Genomic DNA, 15,668 nt, shown 5'->3' with positions numbered 1-15,668 from the left:
ACAACCTGGGAGGTCGGGATTCGATGACGAGTCGATTTCGGCGCGGCGTGAGCTGGCTGGGGTGCGCGGCGGTCCTCGCCCTGGTCGCCGGCTGCGCCCGGGAGCCGGGCAACGGCTCCGGTGGTACGGCGGACGGCGGCGTCGTGCACGTCGTGTGCGGCGGGACGGAGGAGTGGTGCGCGGCGACCACGGCCCAGTTCAGCGAGACGACCGGGGTCAGGGCCGACTTCGTACGGCTCTCCAGCGGCGAGGCGTTGGCCCGGATCAAGGCCGGTAAGGGCAACGCGGAGTTCGACGTCTGGTACGGCGGCCCGGCCGACGGCTACGCCGCCGGCGCCGCGGAGGGGATGCTGGAGGCGTACGCCTCGCCGAACGCCGACGCGATCCCGGCCAAGTACAAGGACGCGTCCGGGCTCTGGACCGGCGTCTACGTCGGGGCGCTCGGGTTCTGTAGCAACCCGAAGTTGCTACGAGAGGCCGGGATCGAGGTGCCGGACTCCTGGGCTGACCTGCTCGATTCGAAACTGGCCAAGGACGTCGGTATCGCCCATCCGTCCACCTCGGGCACGGCGTACACCGCGCTCTGGACCCAGGTGCTGCTCGTCGGCGGCGACCAGAACAAGGCGCTGGAGTACATGCGCCGGCTGCACCCGAACGTGTTGCAGTACACCAAGTCCGGTGCGGCACCCGCCCAGATGACGGCCCGTGGCGAGGTGGCGGTCGGGGTGATCTTCTCCCACGACTGCGTGGCGGCAAAGGAAGCGGGCTTCCCCGACCTGGTGGTCTCCTTCCCGTCCGAGGGAACCGGCTACGAGACCGGTGGGGTGGCGCTGGTCAGCGGCGCCAAGAACCCGGAGAGCGGCCGGAAGTTCGTCGACTGGGCGTTGACGGTCGAGGCACAGGAGATCGGGCCGACGGTGAAGTCGTACCAGTTCCCGACCAATCCGGGCGCGAAGGTCTCGGAGAAGGTCGTGGATCTCAGCACGATCAGGCTGGTCGAATACGACGCGGTCGCGGCGGGTGCGGCGAAGACCGCGCTGAACCGGCGGTTCGACGCTGAAGTGGCCCAGGCGCCGAAGTCATGACCGCCCTGATCCACGAACCGGAGCTGGCCCCCGGCCCGGCGGCGCCACCGCGCCGCCGGCGCCGGCGGCGGCTCGACCTCGGCATCCGACTGTTGCTCGTCGCCTGCGTCGGTCTGGTGGCGGTCGGCAGCGTCGTCCCGCTCGTCGCCGTCCTCGCGGCGGCGTTCGGCCCGGAGGCGTTGCCGCGTTACGCGCGCTTCTTCAGCTCCCCGGTCGACCTGACGATCCTGCGCAACACGCTGGTCCTGGGCGGCCTGGTCGGGCTCTGCGGGACGGCGCTCGGGTTCCTCTTCGCCTTCGTCCAGACCCGCCTCGCCGTACCGGGCAAACGGATCCTGCACGTGGTGGCGCTGGTGCCGATCGTCAGCCCGCCGTTCGCGGTCGCCACCGCCACCGTCGTGCTCTACGGCCGGCGGGGCGTGATCAGCAACGGCCTCCTCGGCCTGGAGTACGACATCTACGGGCTCGACGGACTGGTCTTCGTGCTCTCCCTGTCGCTTTTCCCGGTGGCGTACCTCGGCCTGCTCGGCATGCTCCGCGGGTTGGACCCGGCACTGGAGGAGGCCGCGATGAACCTCGGGGCCAGCCGGTGGCGGACCCTGCGCACGGTCATCCTGCCGCTGTTGGCACCGGGGCTGGTGGCGCCATTCCTACTGCTCTTCGTGGAGGCGATCGCCGACCTGGCCAACCCGCTCGTCCTCGGCGGTGACTACACGGTGCTGGCCAGCCGGGCCTACCTGGCGGTCACCGGCGAGTACGACACCACCAGCGCCGCCGTCTACTGCGTCATCCTGCTCGTGCCCTCGCTCGGGTTGTACGTCGCGCAGCGGTACTGGCTGAACCGCAAGGTCCGAACCACCATCACCGGGCGGCCGTCGGGCAGCGTGCACCTGATCGACAACTGGGTACGGTGGCCGATCTTCGGTCTCGCGCTCCTGGCCGCGGCACTCATCGTCAGCATCTACGGCACGGTGCTGCTCGGTTCGGTGACCCGGGTCTTCGGCGTGGACAACACGTTGACCCTGGAGTACCTCCGGGAGGTGGTCGCCGGGGTGGGGCGGGAAGCCGTGCTCGACACCGTCATGTTCGCGGCCCTCGCCACCCCGATCGCGGCGGTCTTCGGGCTGGTCATCGCCTGGCTCGTGGTCCGGCACCTGCGCCGGGCCGCCGGGCTGCTGGACTTGGCCGGGACGCTCGGGGTCGCTGTACCGGGCACGGTGCTGGGGATCGGTTTCGTGCTCGCGTACCGGCCGGAGCGGTGGCTCGGCCCGGTCGAGGTCTTCCCCAGCCTGGTCGGCGGCAGCGCCATCGCAGGCGGGGCGGCGGCGATCGTCGTCGCATACGTCATCCGGAGTCTCCCCGCCGGCCAGCGCACCGCGGTCGCGGCCCTGACCCAGATCCATCCGCAGATCGAGCAGGCATCGACGGACCTCGGAGCGGGTCCGCTCCACACCTTCCGGCGGGTCACCCTGCCACTGATGCGGCCGGCGCTGCTGACCGGCCTGAGCTACAGCTTCGCCCGCAGCATGACCTCGATCTCGACGATCGTCCTGCTGGTCACGCCGGAGACGAAGATCATCACCTCCCAGGTGCTGAGCGCCGCCAGCACCGGCCGGTACGGGGTGGCGTTCGCCTACTGCACCGTGCTGACCGCCATCGTGCTGGCGGCCTTCGCGCTCATCCGTCTCATCGTCGGCGCGGGCGCCAACCTGAACCGCGTCGCCACCGACAACGAAAGGCCGAAACGATGACCGTTGTGGTGCCCGACCTGGCCGTCGCCGAGTCCGCCGGTGCCGGCACCGGACGCCTGCGTCTGGAGGCGTTGACCAAGACGTTCGCCAGCCGTACCGGCACGGTCACCGCCGTCGACGCGGTCGACCTCGACGTCTCCCCGGGCGAGTTCATCACGCTGCTCGGGCCGTCGGGGTGCGGCAAGACCACCACGCTGCGGATGGTCGCCGGATTCGAGGACGCCACCAGCGGGCAGATCCGGCTCGACGAAAAGGTGATCGACTCGATGCCCCCGCAGCGGCGTCCGATGGCGATGGTGTTCCAGAGCTACGCGCTCTTTCCGCACCTCACGGTCGGCGAGAACATCGCGTACGGGCTCAGGCTGCGTCGGCGTAGCCGGGAGGAGGTCGCCACCAGCATGCGGATGGCGCTGACCAGTATGAACCTGGTCGGTCTGGAGGACCGGAGCCCGCACGAGCTCTCCGGCGGCCAGCAGCAGCGGGTCGCCCTGGCCCGGGCCCTGGTCGTGCAGCCGAAGGTGCTGCTCTTCGACGAACCGCTGTCCAACCTGGACGCCAAGTTGCGGGGCTCGATGCGCGCGGAGATCCGCCGGATCCAGCGGATGTTCGAGATCACCAGCATCTACGTCACGCACGACCAGGACGAGGCGATGAGCATGTCGGACCGGATCGTGGTGATGAACCAGGGACGGGTCGAGCAGGTGGCCGTGCCGGGGGAGATCTACCTGCGCCCGGCGAGTGTCTTCGTCGCGGACTTCATCGGGCGGGCCAACTTCATCGAGGTGGTGCCGGAGAGTGTCAGCGACGGCCGGGCCGTGGTGCACGCCCTCGGTCAGCGGTTGACCGCGGCGGCCCACCCGACGGTGTCGGCGAACGACGACAACGCCTACCTGATGGCCCGGCCGGAGACCATGAAGCTGACGCCCGTCACCGACGGCCGGACCGGCATCGGCGTCGTGCTCCGCTCGACGTTCCACGGACCGGCCGTGGACTACGAGATCGAGACCACCAGCGGCACGTTGGCCGTGACCGACCCCGGCGCCGATCCCCGGGAGGCCCTCGCCGAGGGCACCAACGTCAACGTGCGGATCGACCCGGATCGGGCCTACCTGCTGACCCGGGACTGACCGGCGGCCGTCCGGCCGGTCCGGCGGCGAGGTGGGGCGGGGTGGTCCCGCCAGCGGCGGGAGTCAGCGCAGCAGGTGACCGACTCCGCGTACGGTGTGCAGCACCGGTGGCGTGCCGAGCTTGCGCCGCAGCTGCGCGATCAGCACATCGAGCACGTTCGACGTGGGCGGGACCAGCTCGTCCCAGGCGACCGCGATCAACTCGGCGCGGCGGACCGGTTCGCCGCCCGCGGCCAGCAACCGTTCGAGCACCTTGAACTCCTTGACGGTGAGGGCGAGTAGCCGGCCCGCGCGCCGGACCTCGTGCCTTCCGACGTCCAGCTCGATGTCGCCGTGCCGCAGCACCGGGGCTCGGCCGGTGTCGCCCCGCCGGCACAGGCTGCCCACCCGGGCGACCAGCTCGGCGGCCGCGAACGGCTTGACCAGGTAGTCGTCGCCCCAGGCCAGTCCGTCGATCCGGTCGCTCACCGCGTCCCGCGCGGTGAGGAACAGCACCGGCACGTCCCACCCGGTTCGCCGGCGGCCCGCCACGTAGCGCAGCGAGTCGCCGGCCGGCAGCATCCGGTCGAACACCGCGCAGTCGTAGTCGTTGACGCTCAGCGCCTCGTCAGCCTCGGGCAGGTCGATCACGGTGTCCACGGCGAACCCGGCACCCCGCAGCGACGCGTCCAGGGCCAACCGGAGAATGTCGTCGTCCTCGGTGATCAGTACCCGCACAACCGCACACGGTATCCGGCCGGCGCGTCCATCGGGGTCACCGGACCGGTCGCCGTACCAGCCAGCCGCGGTCGGCCGCCTTGATCCCAGCCTGGAACCGACTGCGGGCGCCGAGCCGGTTCATGATCCCGGACATCGTCCGGCGAACGGTACGCACCGAGACGCCGAGCCGGTTCGCCGCCGACTCGTCGGTGCAGCCCACCGAGAGCAGCCTGAGCAGTTCCCGCTCCCGCTCGGTCAGCCCGGCCTGGTCCGGTACGTCCGACGCCATGAGCGACACGGCCGAGGGCCAGACCTGCTCGAAGAGTTCGACGACCGCGCTCACCACACTGGGCAGGTGGAACACCGCGACGTCACCCGACCGGCTGTCCGGCAGTTCGAAGGGGAGCATGGCCACCGCCCCGTCGACCACCGTCGCGTCCGTCGGGACGTCGGACGCGGTACGTACCTCGGCACCGGCCATGGCGAGGCTGCCCAGCTGGAGGGCCAGCGCCGGGACGGTACGGGCACGGTCGGGGAACAGCACGCGGTAACGCACCCCGCGCCGCAGGTTCTCGTGGTCGATGCGCCGGAGCATGCCGAGCGGCTCGTTCCCGGCCGTGCACTGCGTGCTGGCGATGAGGACGTCGTGGTTCGCTGCCGCCAGTGCCGCCGTGATCGCGGCATGGGTCGACAACACCAGCGGCTGCCCGTACCGGTGCGGCACGGACGGGCGAGCGGGCCGGGCCGGTGAGCACCGGTCCCGGAGAGTGGTCAGCGGGTTGACGGTCATGGGGCTCCTCCTCGGCCACTCGTGCGGTTGCCCGGATCGGCGGTCATCGGTGTGCCGCCCGCCTCAGGCGACCCGGCGGTCACGGTGGTGTTCCCGAAGCGGGCGGCCGGCCGGCGCCGTACACCGGGCCAGATGCCGGACCAGGACGTGGCTGCGGTAGCGGTCCGCGCTGGCGACGTCCAGTAGGCCCTGGTCGACCAGCGTCTCCAGGGCCAGTCGCGCCGCGCCCACCGTGACCCCCAGCGCCCGTGCGGCGGCGGGGGGTCCGAACTCGCCCGGCAGGTCGCCGAGGGCGTACCACGCCGCCAGCTCCCGACCGGCCAGTCGGCGACCGGAGTCGACCATCGAGCGTCGTACCGCGTCGGAGAGCACCCGGCACGGATCGTCGTCCAGCTCCTCGACCAGCCGCCGCGGTGTCCAGTGCGGTCGGCACTGCAACCGGGCGGCGGCGTCGCGCAGCGCGGCCGGAAGCCCACCGCAGCGCTGCCCGACGGCGAGCAGGGTCCGCTGGTCCGCGTCCGCACCCCGCCCACCGAGCGCGGACCGGAACAACGCGGCCGAGTCCTCCGCTCCCAGCGGTGCCAGCCTGATCCGGGTCGCGCCGCCCGGATGCCAGCCGCGGTTCCGCGTGGTGACCAGGGCCAGGCAGCCGGGAGCGGCGGGCAGCAGCGGTGCCAGCGCATCAGGGTCGGGGACGTCGTCCAACACCAGCAGTACGCGCCGCCGGGCCAGCTCCGAGCGCCACAACGCGGACCGTTCGTCCAGGTCGCGCGGGATCTCCGAGTCGGGTACGCCGACGCCGCGCAGCAGCCGGTCCAGCGCGGCCGCCGCTCCGGACGTACCGGGGTGACCGGCGTCCCCCAGGCGTACGAAGAACTGTCCGTCCGGATGGTCCGCCGCCAACTGGTGGGCCGCGTGTACCACGAGCGCGGTCTTACCCACCCCGGCCATGCCCTCCACCAGCACCACGGGCACGGCGTCGTGCGCGGCCCGGCGTACGGCGGCCAGCTCGGCCCGGCGACCGGCGAGCGGTACGTCCCGGGGCAGCTCCCGGCGTACCGACCCGACAGGGGTGCCGCCGAGCGCCGTCCGGTGCGAATCGCCCAGCGCCAGCCGGTGCGCCTCGGTGAGCGCGGTTCCCGGTTCGACTCCCAGCTCGGCGGAGAGGAACTCCCGGGCCTGGCGGTACGCGGCCAGTGCCTCGGCCCGCCGGCCCGTCACGTGAAGTACCCGGATCAGCTGTGCCCAGGCCGCCTCCCGCAGCGGGGCGTCCACGGTGATCGCCCGCAGCGTGATCAGGGCGTCCTGCCCGTGACCCGCCGCGAGCTGGGCCTCGGCGAGCCGTTCCGCCAACCCCAGGCGCAGGTCGTCGAGGTTGGTCAGCACCTCTGTGGCCGCCGCCCCGTCGAGCTCCGCGAACGGCCGCCCGCGCCACATCCGCAGCGCCTGTTCGAGCCGGGCGGCCGCGGTGCCGGGGTCACCACCCGCCGAGGCGAGCCGGGCCTGCTCGGCGAGTTCGCCGACCCGGTCGACGTCCAGCTCACCGCGACCGATCCGGATCCGGTACCCGCCGGGACGGCTCTCGATCCGCGGGCCACCGTTGTGGTCCGGCAGGCCCCGGCGCAACGTCCAGACATAGGTCTTCAGGTTGGCCTCTGCCGAGGTCGGCACGGCCTGTTCCGGCCAGATGGTCGCGATCAACTCGTCGGTCGTCAACCAGACGTTAGGCTTCGTCAGCAGGATGGCCAGCAGAGCCGCGCGCTTGCCCGCGCCGATCGAGCGGGTGCCGGTGGCGCAGTGCACCTCGAGCGGGCCCAGCACGTGGAAGAGCACCAATGCCGTATCTCCTCGATCGACCCGCGCCGCCAGCGGCGGCTTTCACTGGGCACTAGCATCCGTCCCGGTACATGAGGTTCCGATGACACGATCCACGGGAGGGCCCCGGTGCGCGTGATGGTGGTCGAGGACGACGAGAACCTGCGGCTGGCGGTCACCACCGAACTGCTCGGAACCGGACTGCGGGTCGACCAGGCGGCCGACATCGCCGCCGCCGACGCGGCGCTTTCCGCCGGGAGGTACGACTGCGTCGTGTTCGACCGGATGCTGCCCGACGGCGACGCCATCGGATACGTGCACCGCCGCCGGCAGCAGGGGTGGGCGGTACCGGTGCTGTTCCTGACCGCGCGGGACAGTGTCGCCGACCGGGTGGCGGGGTTCGCCCAGGGCGGCGACGACTACCTGGTGAAGCCGTTCGCCGTGGCGGAGATGGCGGCCCGGGTGCACGCGTTGGTCCGGCGGGCCGGCTCGGCGCGCCCCTCGGTGCTGCGGCACGCCGACCTCGTGGTGGACTGCGCCCGCCGGGAGGTCCGCCGCGCCGGCGTGCTGCTGACCCTGACGGGGAAGGAATTCGCCGTGCTCGAATACCTGATCGCCCGGCCGGAGCAGGCGGTGGGCCGGGCCGAGCTGATCGAGCACTGCTGGGACACCCGCACCGACCCGATGGCCAACGTGGTCGACGTGGTGGTACGGCGGCTGCGCGTGAAGCTGCGCGAACCAGAGCTGATCCACACCGTACGGGGGCACGGGTACCGACTCGCCGGGCCGCGGTGACCCCGGTGGCCACCCCGACGACGGCCCGGTTGCACCGACGGCGCCGCTGGCTCGCGCTGCTCTTCACCATGGTGACCGCCGCTGGTTCGATCGTGTTCGCCGGGCTCGCGATTCGGCTGGACGCGGACCTGGGGGAGCAACGGCTCGACGGCGAGCTGCGCCGGGTGACCTCCACCGTGACCCGGCTGATCGAGTACGACGGCACCCTCATCACGGCGTTCGTCAGCGAGGACGAACTCAACACCCGGTGTCCGCAGTTCGCGATCCTGCCCGGCGACGCCGACGGGTTCACCGGCCACTTCAGTCAGCAGAGCTGCGTACCGCTGGATCCGGCGCTGCTCGCCAGCCTGGCGGCGGAGGCGGTGCGCACCGGCCGCCTGCTCAACGGCTACGTCCGGGCGACGGGCGGGGAACTGGTCCGGGTCGGCGCCGAGCCGTTCCGCAACTCCCAGGGGCAGTACATCGGCGCCGTGGTCGCGGCCGTCGACGCGGGACCGGAGCGGGACCGGCACAACCGGGTACTCCTGTTCGCGGTCGCCGGCTGTGTGCTGCTGGTGGGCGCCGTCGGGGTGGCCGGCCACCTGCTCTCCGGCTGGGCGCTCCGGCCCGCCGCGGCCGCCCTCGAACAGCAGGAGGTGCTACTCGCCGACACCGCGCACGACCTGCGTACGCCGGTAGCGGCGCTGCGCGCGCTCGCCGAGACGGCACTGGAGCACCCCACCCAGCGCGCCGACCTGCTGCCGCGTACCGTCCAGCTCGCGGTGCGGATGGGCAGCATCATCGACGGGCTGCTGGTACGGGCCCGGCTGGCCGCCGGTGTCGAGCAGCTCGCCATCCAGCCGGTCTGGCTGGACCAACTGGTCACCACGATGGTGGAGGAGACCCCGACTGACGGGGCGCAGGTCACGGTGACCGCCGCGCCGACGAAAGTGGACGTCGACCCCGTGCTGATGCAGCGGGCGGTCGGCAATCTGCTGAACAACGCGCTGCGCCACGGCCGGCGGCCGGGTGACTCGGCGATCGTCCACATCACCGTCGCCGGCGGGCGGCTCATGGTCGCCGACCACGGACCGGGCATCGACGCCGCGATGGCGCAGGAGAAATTCGACCGGTTCAACAGCGGCGGCGGGTCGAACGGACTCGGTCTCTCCATCGTGCGCTGGGTGGCGCAGGCGCACGGCGGTGTGCTGCGCGTCTACAACGCGGAGGAGGGTGGCGCGATCTTCGAACTCGTCCTGCCCACCTCCGATTCCTGAGCGTTGTATCGATGATGGACCGATCGTGTACCCGGCCTCTTATGCTCGTTGGGTGACCAAGCTGGGCATTTCGCTTCGCCACCTCGTACGCTCCTGGCGCGGCATGCGCCTGCGGCACCGCCTTCGCGCCTGGTGCGACGCCCGCTCGTGGCGTGACCGCGGGCCGCTGTGGCGCCGACGGTTGCCGCTGGTGCTGCTGGTGGGCGCCAGCCTCGCCGCCGTGACGGCAGCGGCCACCGGGGCGGTCGCGCCGACCCCGGAGCTGCGATTCGCCCAGGGCGGCCACTGGGTCGCGAGCCCGTCGCTGGGCCAGGTCGTCCACGTCAACGGGTCCGCACGCCGGGTCGACGCCCGGGCGGCGGTGCCCGGCATCGAACCAGGCAGCCAGGTGGTGCAGGGCGACACGAGCGGTTACGTGGTCGGCCGTTCCCGGGTCATCGAGTTCGGCAAGTCGAGCCTGGCGGTCGAACGGACCCTCACCCCGCCCACCGACGAGCGTCCGGTCGCCATCGAGGTGGCGGGCGGGCCGTACCTGGTCTACCGGGAGGCCGGGCGCGTGGTGCGGCTCGGCGACTCCCCGGCGACGATTCCGGCCGGCGGCGTACTCGGTGAGCCCGTCGTGACCCCGGACGGCACGCTCTGGCTGCACCGCGTCGACTCCGGAGTGCTCTGCCGGCTGGCGGCCCGCACCGACCGGATCTCCTGCCCGGCCGTCGCGCCGGCCGGACACACCGGCGCGCTCACCGTGGTCGGCAAGCAGCCGGTCTTCGTCGACACCGCGGCGGACACGCTGAGCCGGGTCACCGAGCACGGCCTCGGCCGCCCGACGCCGATCGGGCTGGACGTCCCGCCCACCGCACGCGTCGCGCCGGTCGACGCCGGTGGCCGGGTCGCCATCCTCGATCCCACCGCGCGGCGGATGCAGCTGGTCGACGCCGCCGGGCTGGACGCGGGCCGGACCGGTGCGCCGCCGGTCACGGTCGCTCTGCCCGACGGCACGTACTCGGCCCCGTCCGTCGCCGGGTCGTCCGTGGTGCTGCTGGACCTGAAACGCAACGCCGTGCTCACCTACAACAGCGCCGGCGAGCAGCAGCGGAGCACCCCGCTGCCACCGGAGGCCGGTGAACCCACGCTGCTCCGTGGTGAGGACGAGCGGGTCTACGTCGACGGCGCCGAGGGCCGGCACGTGCTGGTGGTCGACCCCGGCGGCACGGTCGGGCTGGTGCCGGTGACGGGCGACGAGGGGCAGGGACCGTCGGGTACCCCGGTTCCCCCGTCCACCGGGCCCGATCCCGGCCCGCGCTCGCCCAGCCCCGGCCCGCCGCCCCCGGACAGGTCCACGGGGGACGGTCCGAGCTCCCCACGGCGGACTGCCTCCACGCCCCGCTCGATACCGGCCAGCCCGCCCGGGATGCCGGGGAACCTGCGCGCGACCAGCCAGGGCGCCGATCTCCGGGTCACCTGGAGCGGCGCCGCCGCAAACGGAGCCGCGGTCAGCGCGTACCAGGTCACGTGGGTGCCGGCCGCGGGCGGGACCAGCCGCTCGGCCACCCGGCCCGGCGGCGCCCGCTCGACGACGATCACCGGTCTCACCCGGGACACCACCTACCGGATCACCGTGGTCGCGCGGAACTCCGCAGGGCGCGGATCGCCGGCCACCGTACGGGCCACGGTGCCACCACCACCCCGGTCGGTCACCGTCTCCCGGGGCAGCGACACCACGTACGAGGACAGGTGCCACGAGCCGGACTGCGCGTACCTCCGGATCGTGCTGCGCGGGTTCAGCCCGAACACCGCCTACCTGATCAAGCCGGATTCCAGCAGGTGGCCGGACTTCAATCCGGGCGCCACCCGGCGTACCGACAGCAGTGGAAACCTCACCTTCGAGGACTTCCCGTACGATTCCGTCGGGTCGTACGTCTGGGTCACCGTCGACGGCGTCGAGTCCAATCACCACCTGTGGAGGGCAGGGTGAGCGCTTCTAGCCCGGCGGAGATCGCCGCGCGGATCTCCGAGAACGTGCAGCGGGTGATCCGCGGCAAGCCCGAGCTCGTACGGCTGGCCGTCGCCGGCCTGCTCGCCGAGGGTCACCTGCTGATCGAGGACGTGCCGGGGCTCGGCAAGACCAGCCTCGCCCGGGCCCTCGCCCGCAGCATCGGCGGACGGTGGAGCCGGATCCAGTTCACCCCGGACCTGCTGCCGAGCGACATCACCGGGGTCACCGTCTACCAGCAGAAGGACGAGCGGTTCACCTTCCACCCCGGCGCCGTGTTCGCGAACATCGTGGTGGCCGACGAGATCAACCGCGGTACCCCGAAGACCCAGTCGGCGCTGCTGGAGGTCATGTCCGAACAGCGGGTCACGATCGACGGGACCGGACACGAGGTACCCCGGCCGTTCCTGGTCATCGCGACCCAGAACCCGATCGAGCTGGAAGGCACCTACCGACTGCCCGAGGCGCAGCTGGACCGGTTTCTGATGCGGCTGTCGGTGGGCTACCCCGACCTCGACTCCGAGGTGCTGGTGATGATGGGTGACTGCGCGGGGGTGACCCCGGACGACCTGCCGGCGGTCGTCGACGTCGCGGCGCTGCGGGAGGCCATCGTCGAGGTACGGACGTCGCACCTTGACCGAGCGGTGTACGAGTACGCCGCCCGGCTCACCGCGGCGACCCGCGACCACCCCGCGGTGCGGTACGGAGCCAGCGTGCGGGGCAGCATCGCGCTGGTGCGTACCGCGCGGGCGCTCGCGGCGATCGAGGGACGCGACTTCGTCACGCCCGACGACGTCAAGGACGTGGCCGGGCCGGTACTGGCCCACCGGCTCGTGCTCACCCCGGAGGCCGAGATGAACCGCCGGGCCGGCGTCGAGATCGTCGCCGACCTGCTCGCCTCGGTCCCGACGCCCGCCGCCAGCGCGGCTGGTTGACCGTGCGCCTGACCCGCCGCGGCATCGTCGTGCTCGCCGTCGCGGTGCCGCTGCTCGCCTTCGGGTTCTGGGGCGGTTACCCGATGCTGCGCGCGTTGGGTGCGGTACTGCTCGGCGCCGTGCTGGCAGCCGTCCTGCTCACCGCGCGCCGCCGGCCGGTCGAGGTGCGGCGCTCGGTCTACCCCGAACGGGTCGAGCGGGGCAGACCCGCGCTGGCCAGCCTGCGGGTCCGCAATCCGGGCGGTGGTCGGCGGAGCGGATTCGTGGCCACCGACGCGGCCGGGGGCGCGACCCGGACCGTCCGGGTACGGGCCCTGGCGGCCGGTGCTGAGGCGGTCCACCACTACGAGTTGCCGACCGCCGTGCGCGGCAGGCTGACCGTGGGCCCGCTGACGCTGCACGGGGTGGATCCGTTCGGGCTGGCCCGCGGCGAGCCGCACGTCGGGGAGTCGGCGACCCTGTGGGTGCACCCCCGGCAGTTTCCGACGCGGGCGCCGATGGCCGGCTACCCCCGGCACCACCACGAGGGCCCCACCGACGGTGCGCTGCGGGGTTCGGCGCAGCTCCTGGACGTCCGGGAGTACGTCCCCGGCGACGAGGTACGGCACCTGCACTGGAAGGCGACCGCCCGGACGGGGCGGTTGATGGTTCGCGACCTGGCCGATCCGGAACAGCCGAGGTTCACCCTGCTGCTCGACACCCGCCCCGCCCCGCTCACTGCCGCCGAGTTCGAGGAAGCGGTGGACCTGGCGGCGTCCCTGCTCGGCGCCGCAGCCCGGGCGGGCCACCACACCCGCCTGGTCACCTCGGCCGGTCTCGACCTCGTTGTCGCCGGCGGGGCACCCGCGGCGCGCCGGCTGCTCGACGAGCTGTGCGAGCTGGGGCGGGACGACGTACGGGCGGCCGGCCTGGTGCCGCCGTCGCTGGCCACGAGCGGCCCGGCCGGCGGCTGCCTGGTGGCGGTCACCGCCGGGGAGACGCCGCTCGCCGTGTTGACCGCGTTGCGGCATCGGTTTCCGATGATCGTCGTCATCGTCCTCGGCCGGACCGGGGACGGCTCCGGGCGGCCGTCCGGCGAAAGCCCTGCCGAGCCGGAGCCGGCGCGCCGCCGGCCCGACGCGGCGACCCGGTGCCGGGTCCTGCACGCGGACAGCGCCGAACAGGCGGTACGCCGGTGGAACGAGACGCTCGGATGAGCCCGCTACCCCGGGCCGTACCCGCCACGTGCGTGGTACTCACGGCCGTCGTCGTGGGGATGCTCTTCGCACCGGTCTTCGGCGTGTCCGCGCTGCTGTTCCCGATCGGCGTACCGGCGCTGGCGGTGCTGCTGGCCACGCTGGCCTGTGCCCGGCGCAAGGCCCTGCTGCCCTGGCGCCCGCTGCTGCTGGCGGTCGTCGGCCTGCTGGCCGTCGTCGAGACGGTGCTCCGGTCGACGACGGTGGCCGGGCTGCCCACCGGGCGGACGCTGCGCGCACTGGCCGCCGGCTTCACCGACTCCTGGCAGCTCGCCCTCCAGTCGACCTGGCCGGCCCGGCCGGATCCCGAGCTGCTGCTGTTCGTCCCGCTGCTGGTGGTGCTCGCCGGTGTGCTCGGGGTCGAGCTGCTGGACCGGCTGGGCAGCCCGTTGCTGGCCCTCGCACCGAGTTTCGCCGTTGCCCTCCTCAGCCAGTTCTACGCCCCGCTGCCGCCCGGCCCGGCGGTCGCCGCCGCGCTCGGCTACGCCGCGCTCGGAGGAGTCCTGCTTGCCACCAGCGGCGGGACTGAGTCCGACCGTGCGGGACCACCGAGGTCCGGCCCTCGCCCGGTCCGGAGCGCCGGCCACCGGCGCGGAGGCCGAGTTGTCGCTGCCTGGGGCGCGGCTGCGGCCCTGCTGCCGCGCATCGTCCCGGCGGTGGCCCTGGCCGGGGTGGCGGTGATGCTGGCCGGGCTGTTGCCGCCGACCGTACCGCCGCGATACTCGCTGGGCGCGGACCGGACGGCCCCGCTCGCCGAGACCCGGGTGGCCAGCCCGTTGGACGAGATCGCGTACCGGCTCGCCCACCCCGGTACCGCCGTGTTCCGGGTGAGCGGCGGCGAGGGCGTGGACCGGTGGCCGTTGGTGGTGCTTGAAGGCTTCGACGGGGTGAACTGGCACCCCGGCGGCCGGTACCGGCGGCTCGGTATCGAGCTGCGGCCGGGCCCCGCGGTGACCGTACCGGTGCGGGCCCGGTCCGCCGAGATCGACGCGTACGCCGCCGGTGCCGGCCCGTGGTTGCCGAGCCAGACCTGGCCCGCCGGGGTACGCGATGTCGATCCGCTGGTCGAGGAGGACCACGGAACGCTGCTGCTGCCCGGATCCGACGGTGCGGCACGGTACACGTTGAGCTGGTGGCAGCCGGCGGTCGACGCCGAGGCGCTCGCGAGTGCCGCGATCGACCCGCTCGCCCCGGGCGGGCTCGGCGGCGTTGGCCCGGTGCCGTCCGGGGTGGCCGAACTCGCCGAGCGGGCGACCGGCGGGTTGCGCCCGTCCTTCCAGTCTGCCCTGGTGCTGGAACGCTTCCTACGGGAGAACTACCGGCTGGCCACCGGGCAGGACCTGCCCACCGGGCACTCCTGGCCACAGCTGGCCGACTTCCTGCTGCAGGCCAGGCGGGGCACGACGGAACAGTTCGCCGCCGCGTACGTGGCGCTGGCGCGGATCCGGGGCATCCCGGCGCGCCTGGTCGTCGGCTTTCGCGCACCGACCAGTCCCGACCCGGACGGGCGGTACACGGTCCGCAACGGCGACGTACTCGCCTGGCCCGAGGTCGCCGTGCGGGGGATCGGCTGGGTACCGCTGGATCCGGCGGGCGTGTCGTCGGCCGCGGGCGCCGCGTCCGGTGCCGGGCTGTCCGCCGCCGCGGCGCAGGTACGGGCGCAGCTTCCCGCACCGGAGGAGCTCCGCGACCCGTCGGTCGCGCTCCAGCAGGCCGCCGTGGAGCGACCCGACAGTGGCGGCCTGCCGGGCACCGCGGCGTGGCGCCTGCTGCTCGCCGCCCCGGTGGTGCTGCTGGCGGTGTGGATCGTCGGGGTACCCGCGGCGACGGCCGGACGGGCCTGGCGCCGCCGGCGCCGCCCGGGTACGGGCGCGGTGGTGGGCGCCTGGGAGGAGGTCCGGGACCGACTTCGCGCACACGGTGTCCTGATGTCGGCCGGGATGACGGTACGCGACCTGGCGACCAGCGCGACCGCCGTCGCCGATCGATCCACGGTGACCGCCATCCGCGAGCTGGCCGCCATCGTCGACCGGGCACTGTGGGCGCCGGCCGCGCCGGGGGAGCGGGACGGCCGCCAGGCGTGGGCGGCGGTGCGGGCGGTACGTCGTGGACTGGCCCGGCGCGGTTGGCGGGCCCGACTCCGGGCGCTGCTCGACCCGCGTGCGCTGCTGCCACCCCGCTGATCCG

Annotated in this window: 12 protein-coding genes; 9 read left to right on the top strand and 3 right to left on the bottom strand. The window is 73.3% G+C overall.

The features are described 5' to 3' along the window. Window positions 1–23: 23 nt before the first annotated feature. The 3 genes from Pma05_RS34050 to Pma05_RS34040 are packed head-to-tail and all read left to right on the top strand — an operon-like array spanning window position 24 to window position 3,963. The gene (locus tag Pma05_RS34050; protein WP_203861632.1) at window positions 24–1,085 is read left to right on the top strand and encodes an ABC transporter substrate-binding protein; all 1,062 of its coding nucleotides are present in this window, start codon (window positions 24–26) and stop codon (window positions 1,083–1,085) included. Next, window positions 1,082–2,836: an ABC transporter permease gene (locus Pma05_RS34045; protein ID WP_203861631.1), complete on the top strand. Its 1,755-nt coding sequence runs from the start codon at window positions 1,082–1,084 to the stop codon at window positions 2,834–2,836. Before Pma05_RS34050 ends, Pma05_RS34045 begins: the two co-directional genes overlap by 4 nt. Further along, window positions 2,833–3,963 (top strand): ABC transporter ATP-binding protein, encoded by a 1,131-nt coding sequence (locus tag Pma05_RS34040; RefSeq protein WP_203861630.1) that lies wholly within the window; start codon window positions 2,833–2,835, stop codon window positions 3,961–3,963. Before Pma05_RS34045 ends, Pma05_RS34040 begins: the two co-directional genes overlap by 4 nt. A gap of 63 nt (window positions 3,964–4,026) precedes the next feature. On the opposite strand, the gene Pma05_RS34035 is transcribed toward Pma05_RS34040, so the two are convergent. The 3 genes from Pma05_RS34035 to Pma05_RS34025 form a co-directional block, all read right to left on the bottom strand. Then, the gene (locus Pma05_RS34035; RefSeq protein WP_203861629.1) at window positions 4,027–4,680 is read right to left on the bottom strand and encodes a winged helix-turn-helix domain-containing protein; all 654 of its coding nucleotides are present in this window, start codon (window positions 4,678–4,680) and stop codon (window positions 4,027–4,029) included. 37 nt (window positions 4,681–4,717) lie between these two features. Next, entirely contained in the window at window positions 4,718–5,452 is a 735-nt protein-coding gene (locus Pma05_RS34030) for a LuxR C-terminal-related transcriptional regulator (protein ID WP_203861628.1), read from the bottom strand. Between the two features lie 63 nt (window positions 5,453–5,515). After that, complete coding sequence (locus Pma05_RS34025; protein WP_203861627.1) at window positions 5,516–7,285, bottom strand: AfsR/SARP family transcriptional regulator; 1,770 nt, start codon at window positions 7,283–7,285, stop codon at window positions 5,516–5,518. A gap of 120 nt (window positions 7,286–7,405) precedes the next feature. Between Pma05_RS34025 and Pma05_RS34020 the strand changes: the two genes are divergently transcribed. Genes Pma05_RS34020 through Pma05_RS33995 form a run of 6 tightly spaced genes read left to right on the top strand, consistent with a single transcriptional unit; the run spans window position 7,406 to window position 15,664 of the window. Beyond that, window positions 7,406–8,062 (top strand): response regulator transcription factor, encoded by a 657-nt coding sequence (locus Pma05_RS34020; RefSeq protein WP_239313682.1) that lies wholly within the window; start codon window positions 7,406–7,408, stop codon window positions 8,060–8,062. 5 nt (window positions 8,063–8,067) lie between these two features. Further along, window positions 8,068–9,318 carry a sensor histidine kinase gene (locus Pma05_RS34015; RefSeq protein ID WP_203861625.1) on the top strand — a complete coding sequence of 417 codons (1,251 nt, stop codon included), beginning with the start codon at window positions 8,068–8,070 and terminating at the stop codon, window positions 9,316–9,318. A gap of 52 nt (window positions 9,319–9,370) precedes the next feature. Then, entirely contained in the window at window positions 9,371–11,293 is a 1,923-nt protein-coding gene (locus Pma05_RS34010; protein ID WP_203861624.1) for a fibronectin type III domain-containing protein, read from the top strand. Then, window positions 11,290–12,246, top strand: a complete 957-nt coding sequence (locus Pma05_RS34005) for an AAA family ATPase (protein ID WP_239313674.1) — start codon at window positions 11,290–11,292, stop codon at window positions 12,244–12,246. The genes Pma05_RS34010 and Pma05_RS34005 overlap by 4 nt, the downstream gene beginning before the upstream one ends. A gap of 2 nt (window positions 12,247–12,248) precedes the next feature. After that, window positions 12,249–13,442 carry a DUF58 domain-containing protein gene (locus Pma05_RS34000; RefSeq protein ID WP_239313680.1) on the top strand — a complete coding sequence of 398 codons (1,194 nt, stop codon included), beginning with the start codon at window positions 12,249–12,251 and terminating at the stop codon, window positions 13,440–13,442. Next, the gene (locus tag Pma05_RS33995; protein ID WP_203861621.1) at window positions 13,439–15,664 is read left to right on the top strand and encodes a transglutaminase-like domain-containing protein; all 2,226 of its coding nucleotides are present in this window, start codon (window positions 13,439–13,441) and stop codon (window positions 15,662–15,664) included. Before Pma05_RS34000 ends, Pma05_RS33995 begins: the two co-directional genes overlap by 4 nt. Window positions 15,665–15,668: the final 4 nt, after the last annotated feature.

Origin of the sequence: Plantactinospora mayteni (assembly GCF_016862935.1) — a bacterium.
Lineage (GTDB): Bacteria > Actinomycetota > Actinomycetes > Mycobacteriales > Micromonosporaceae > Plantactinospora > Plantactinospora mayteni.
The sequence above is the reverse complement of the archived record's forward strand: the minus strand, read 5'-3'. Positions and strand labels throughout refer to the sequence as shown.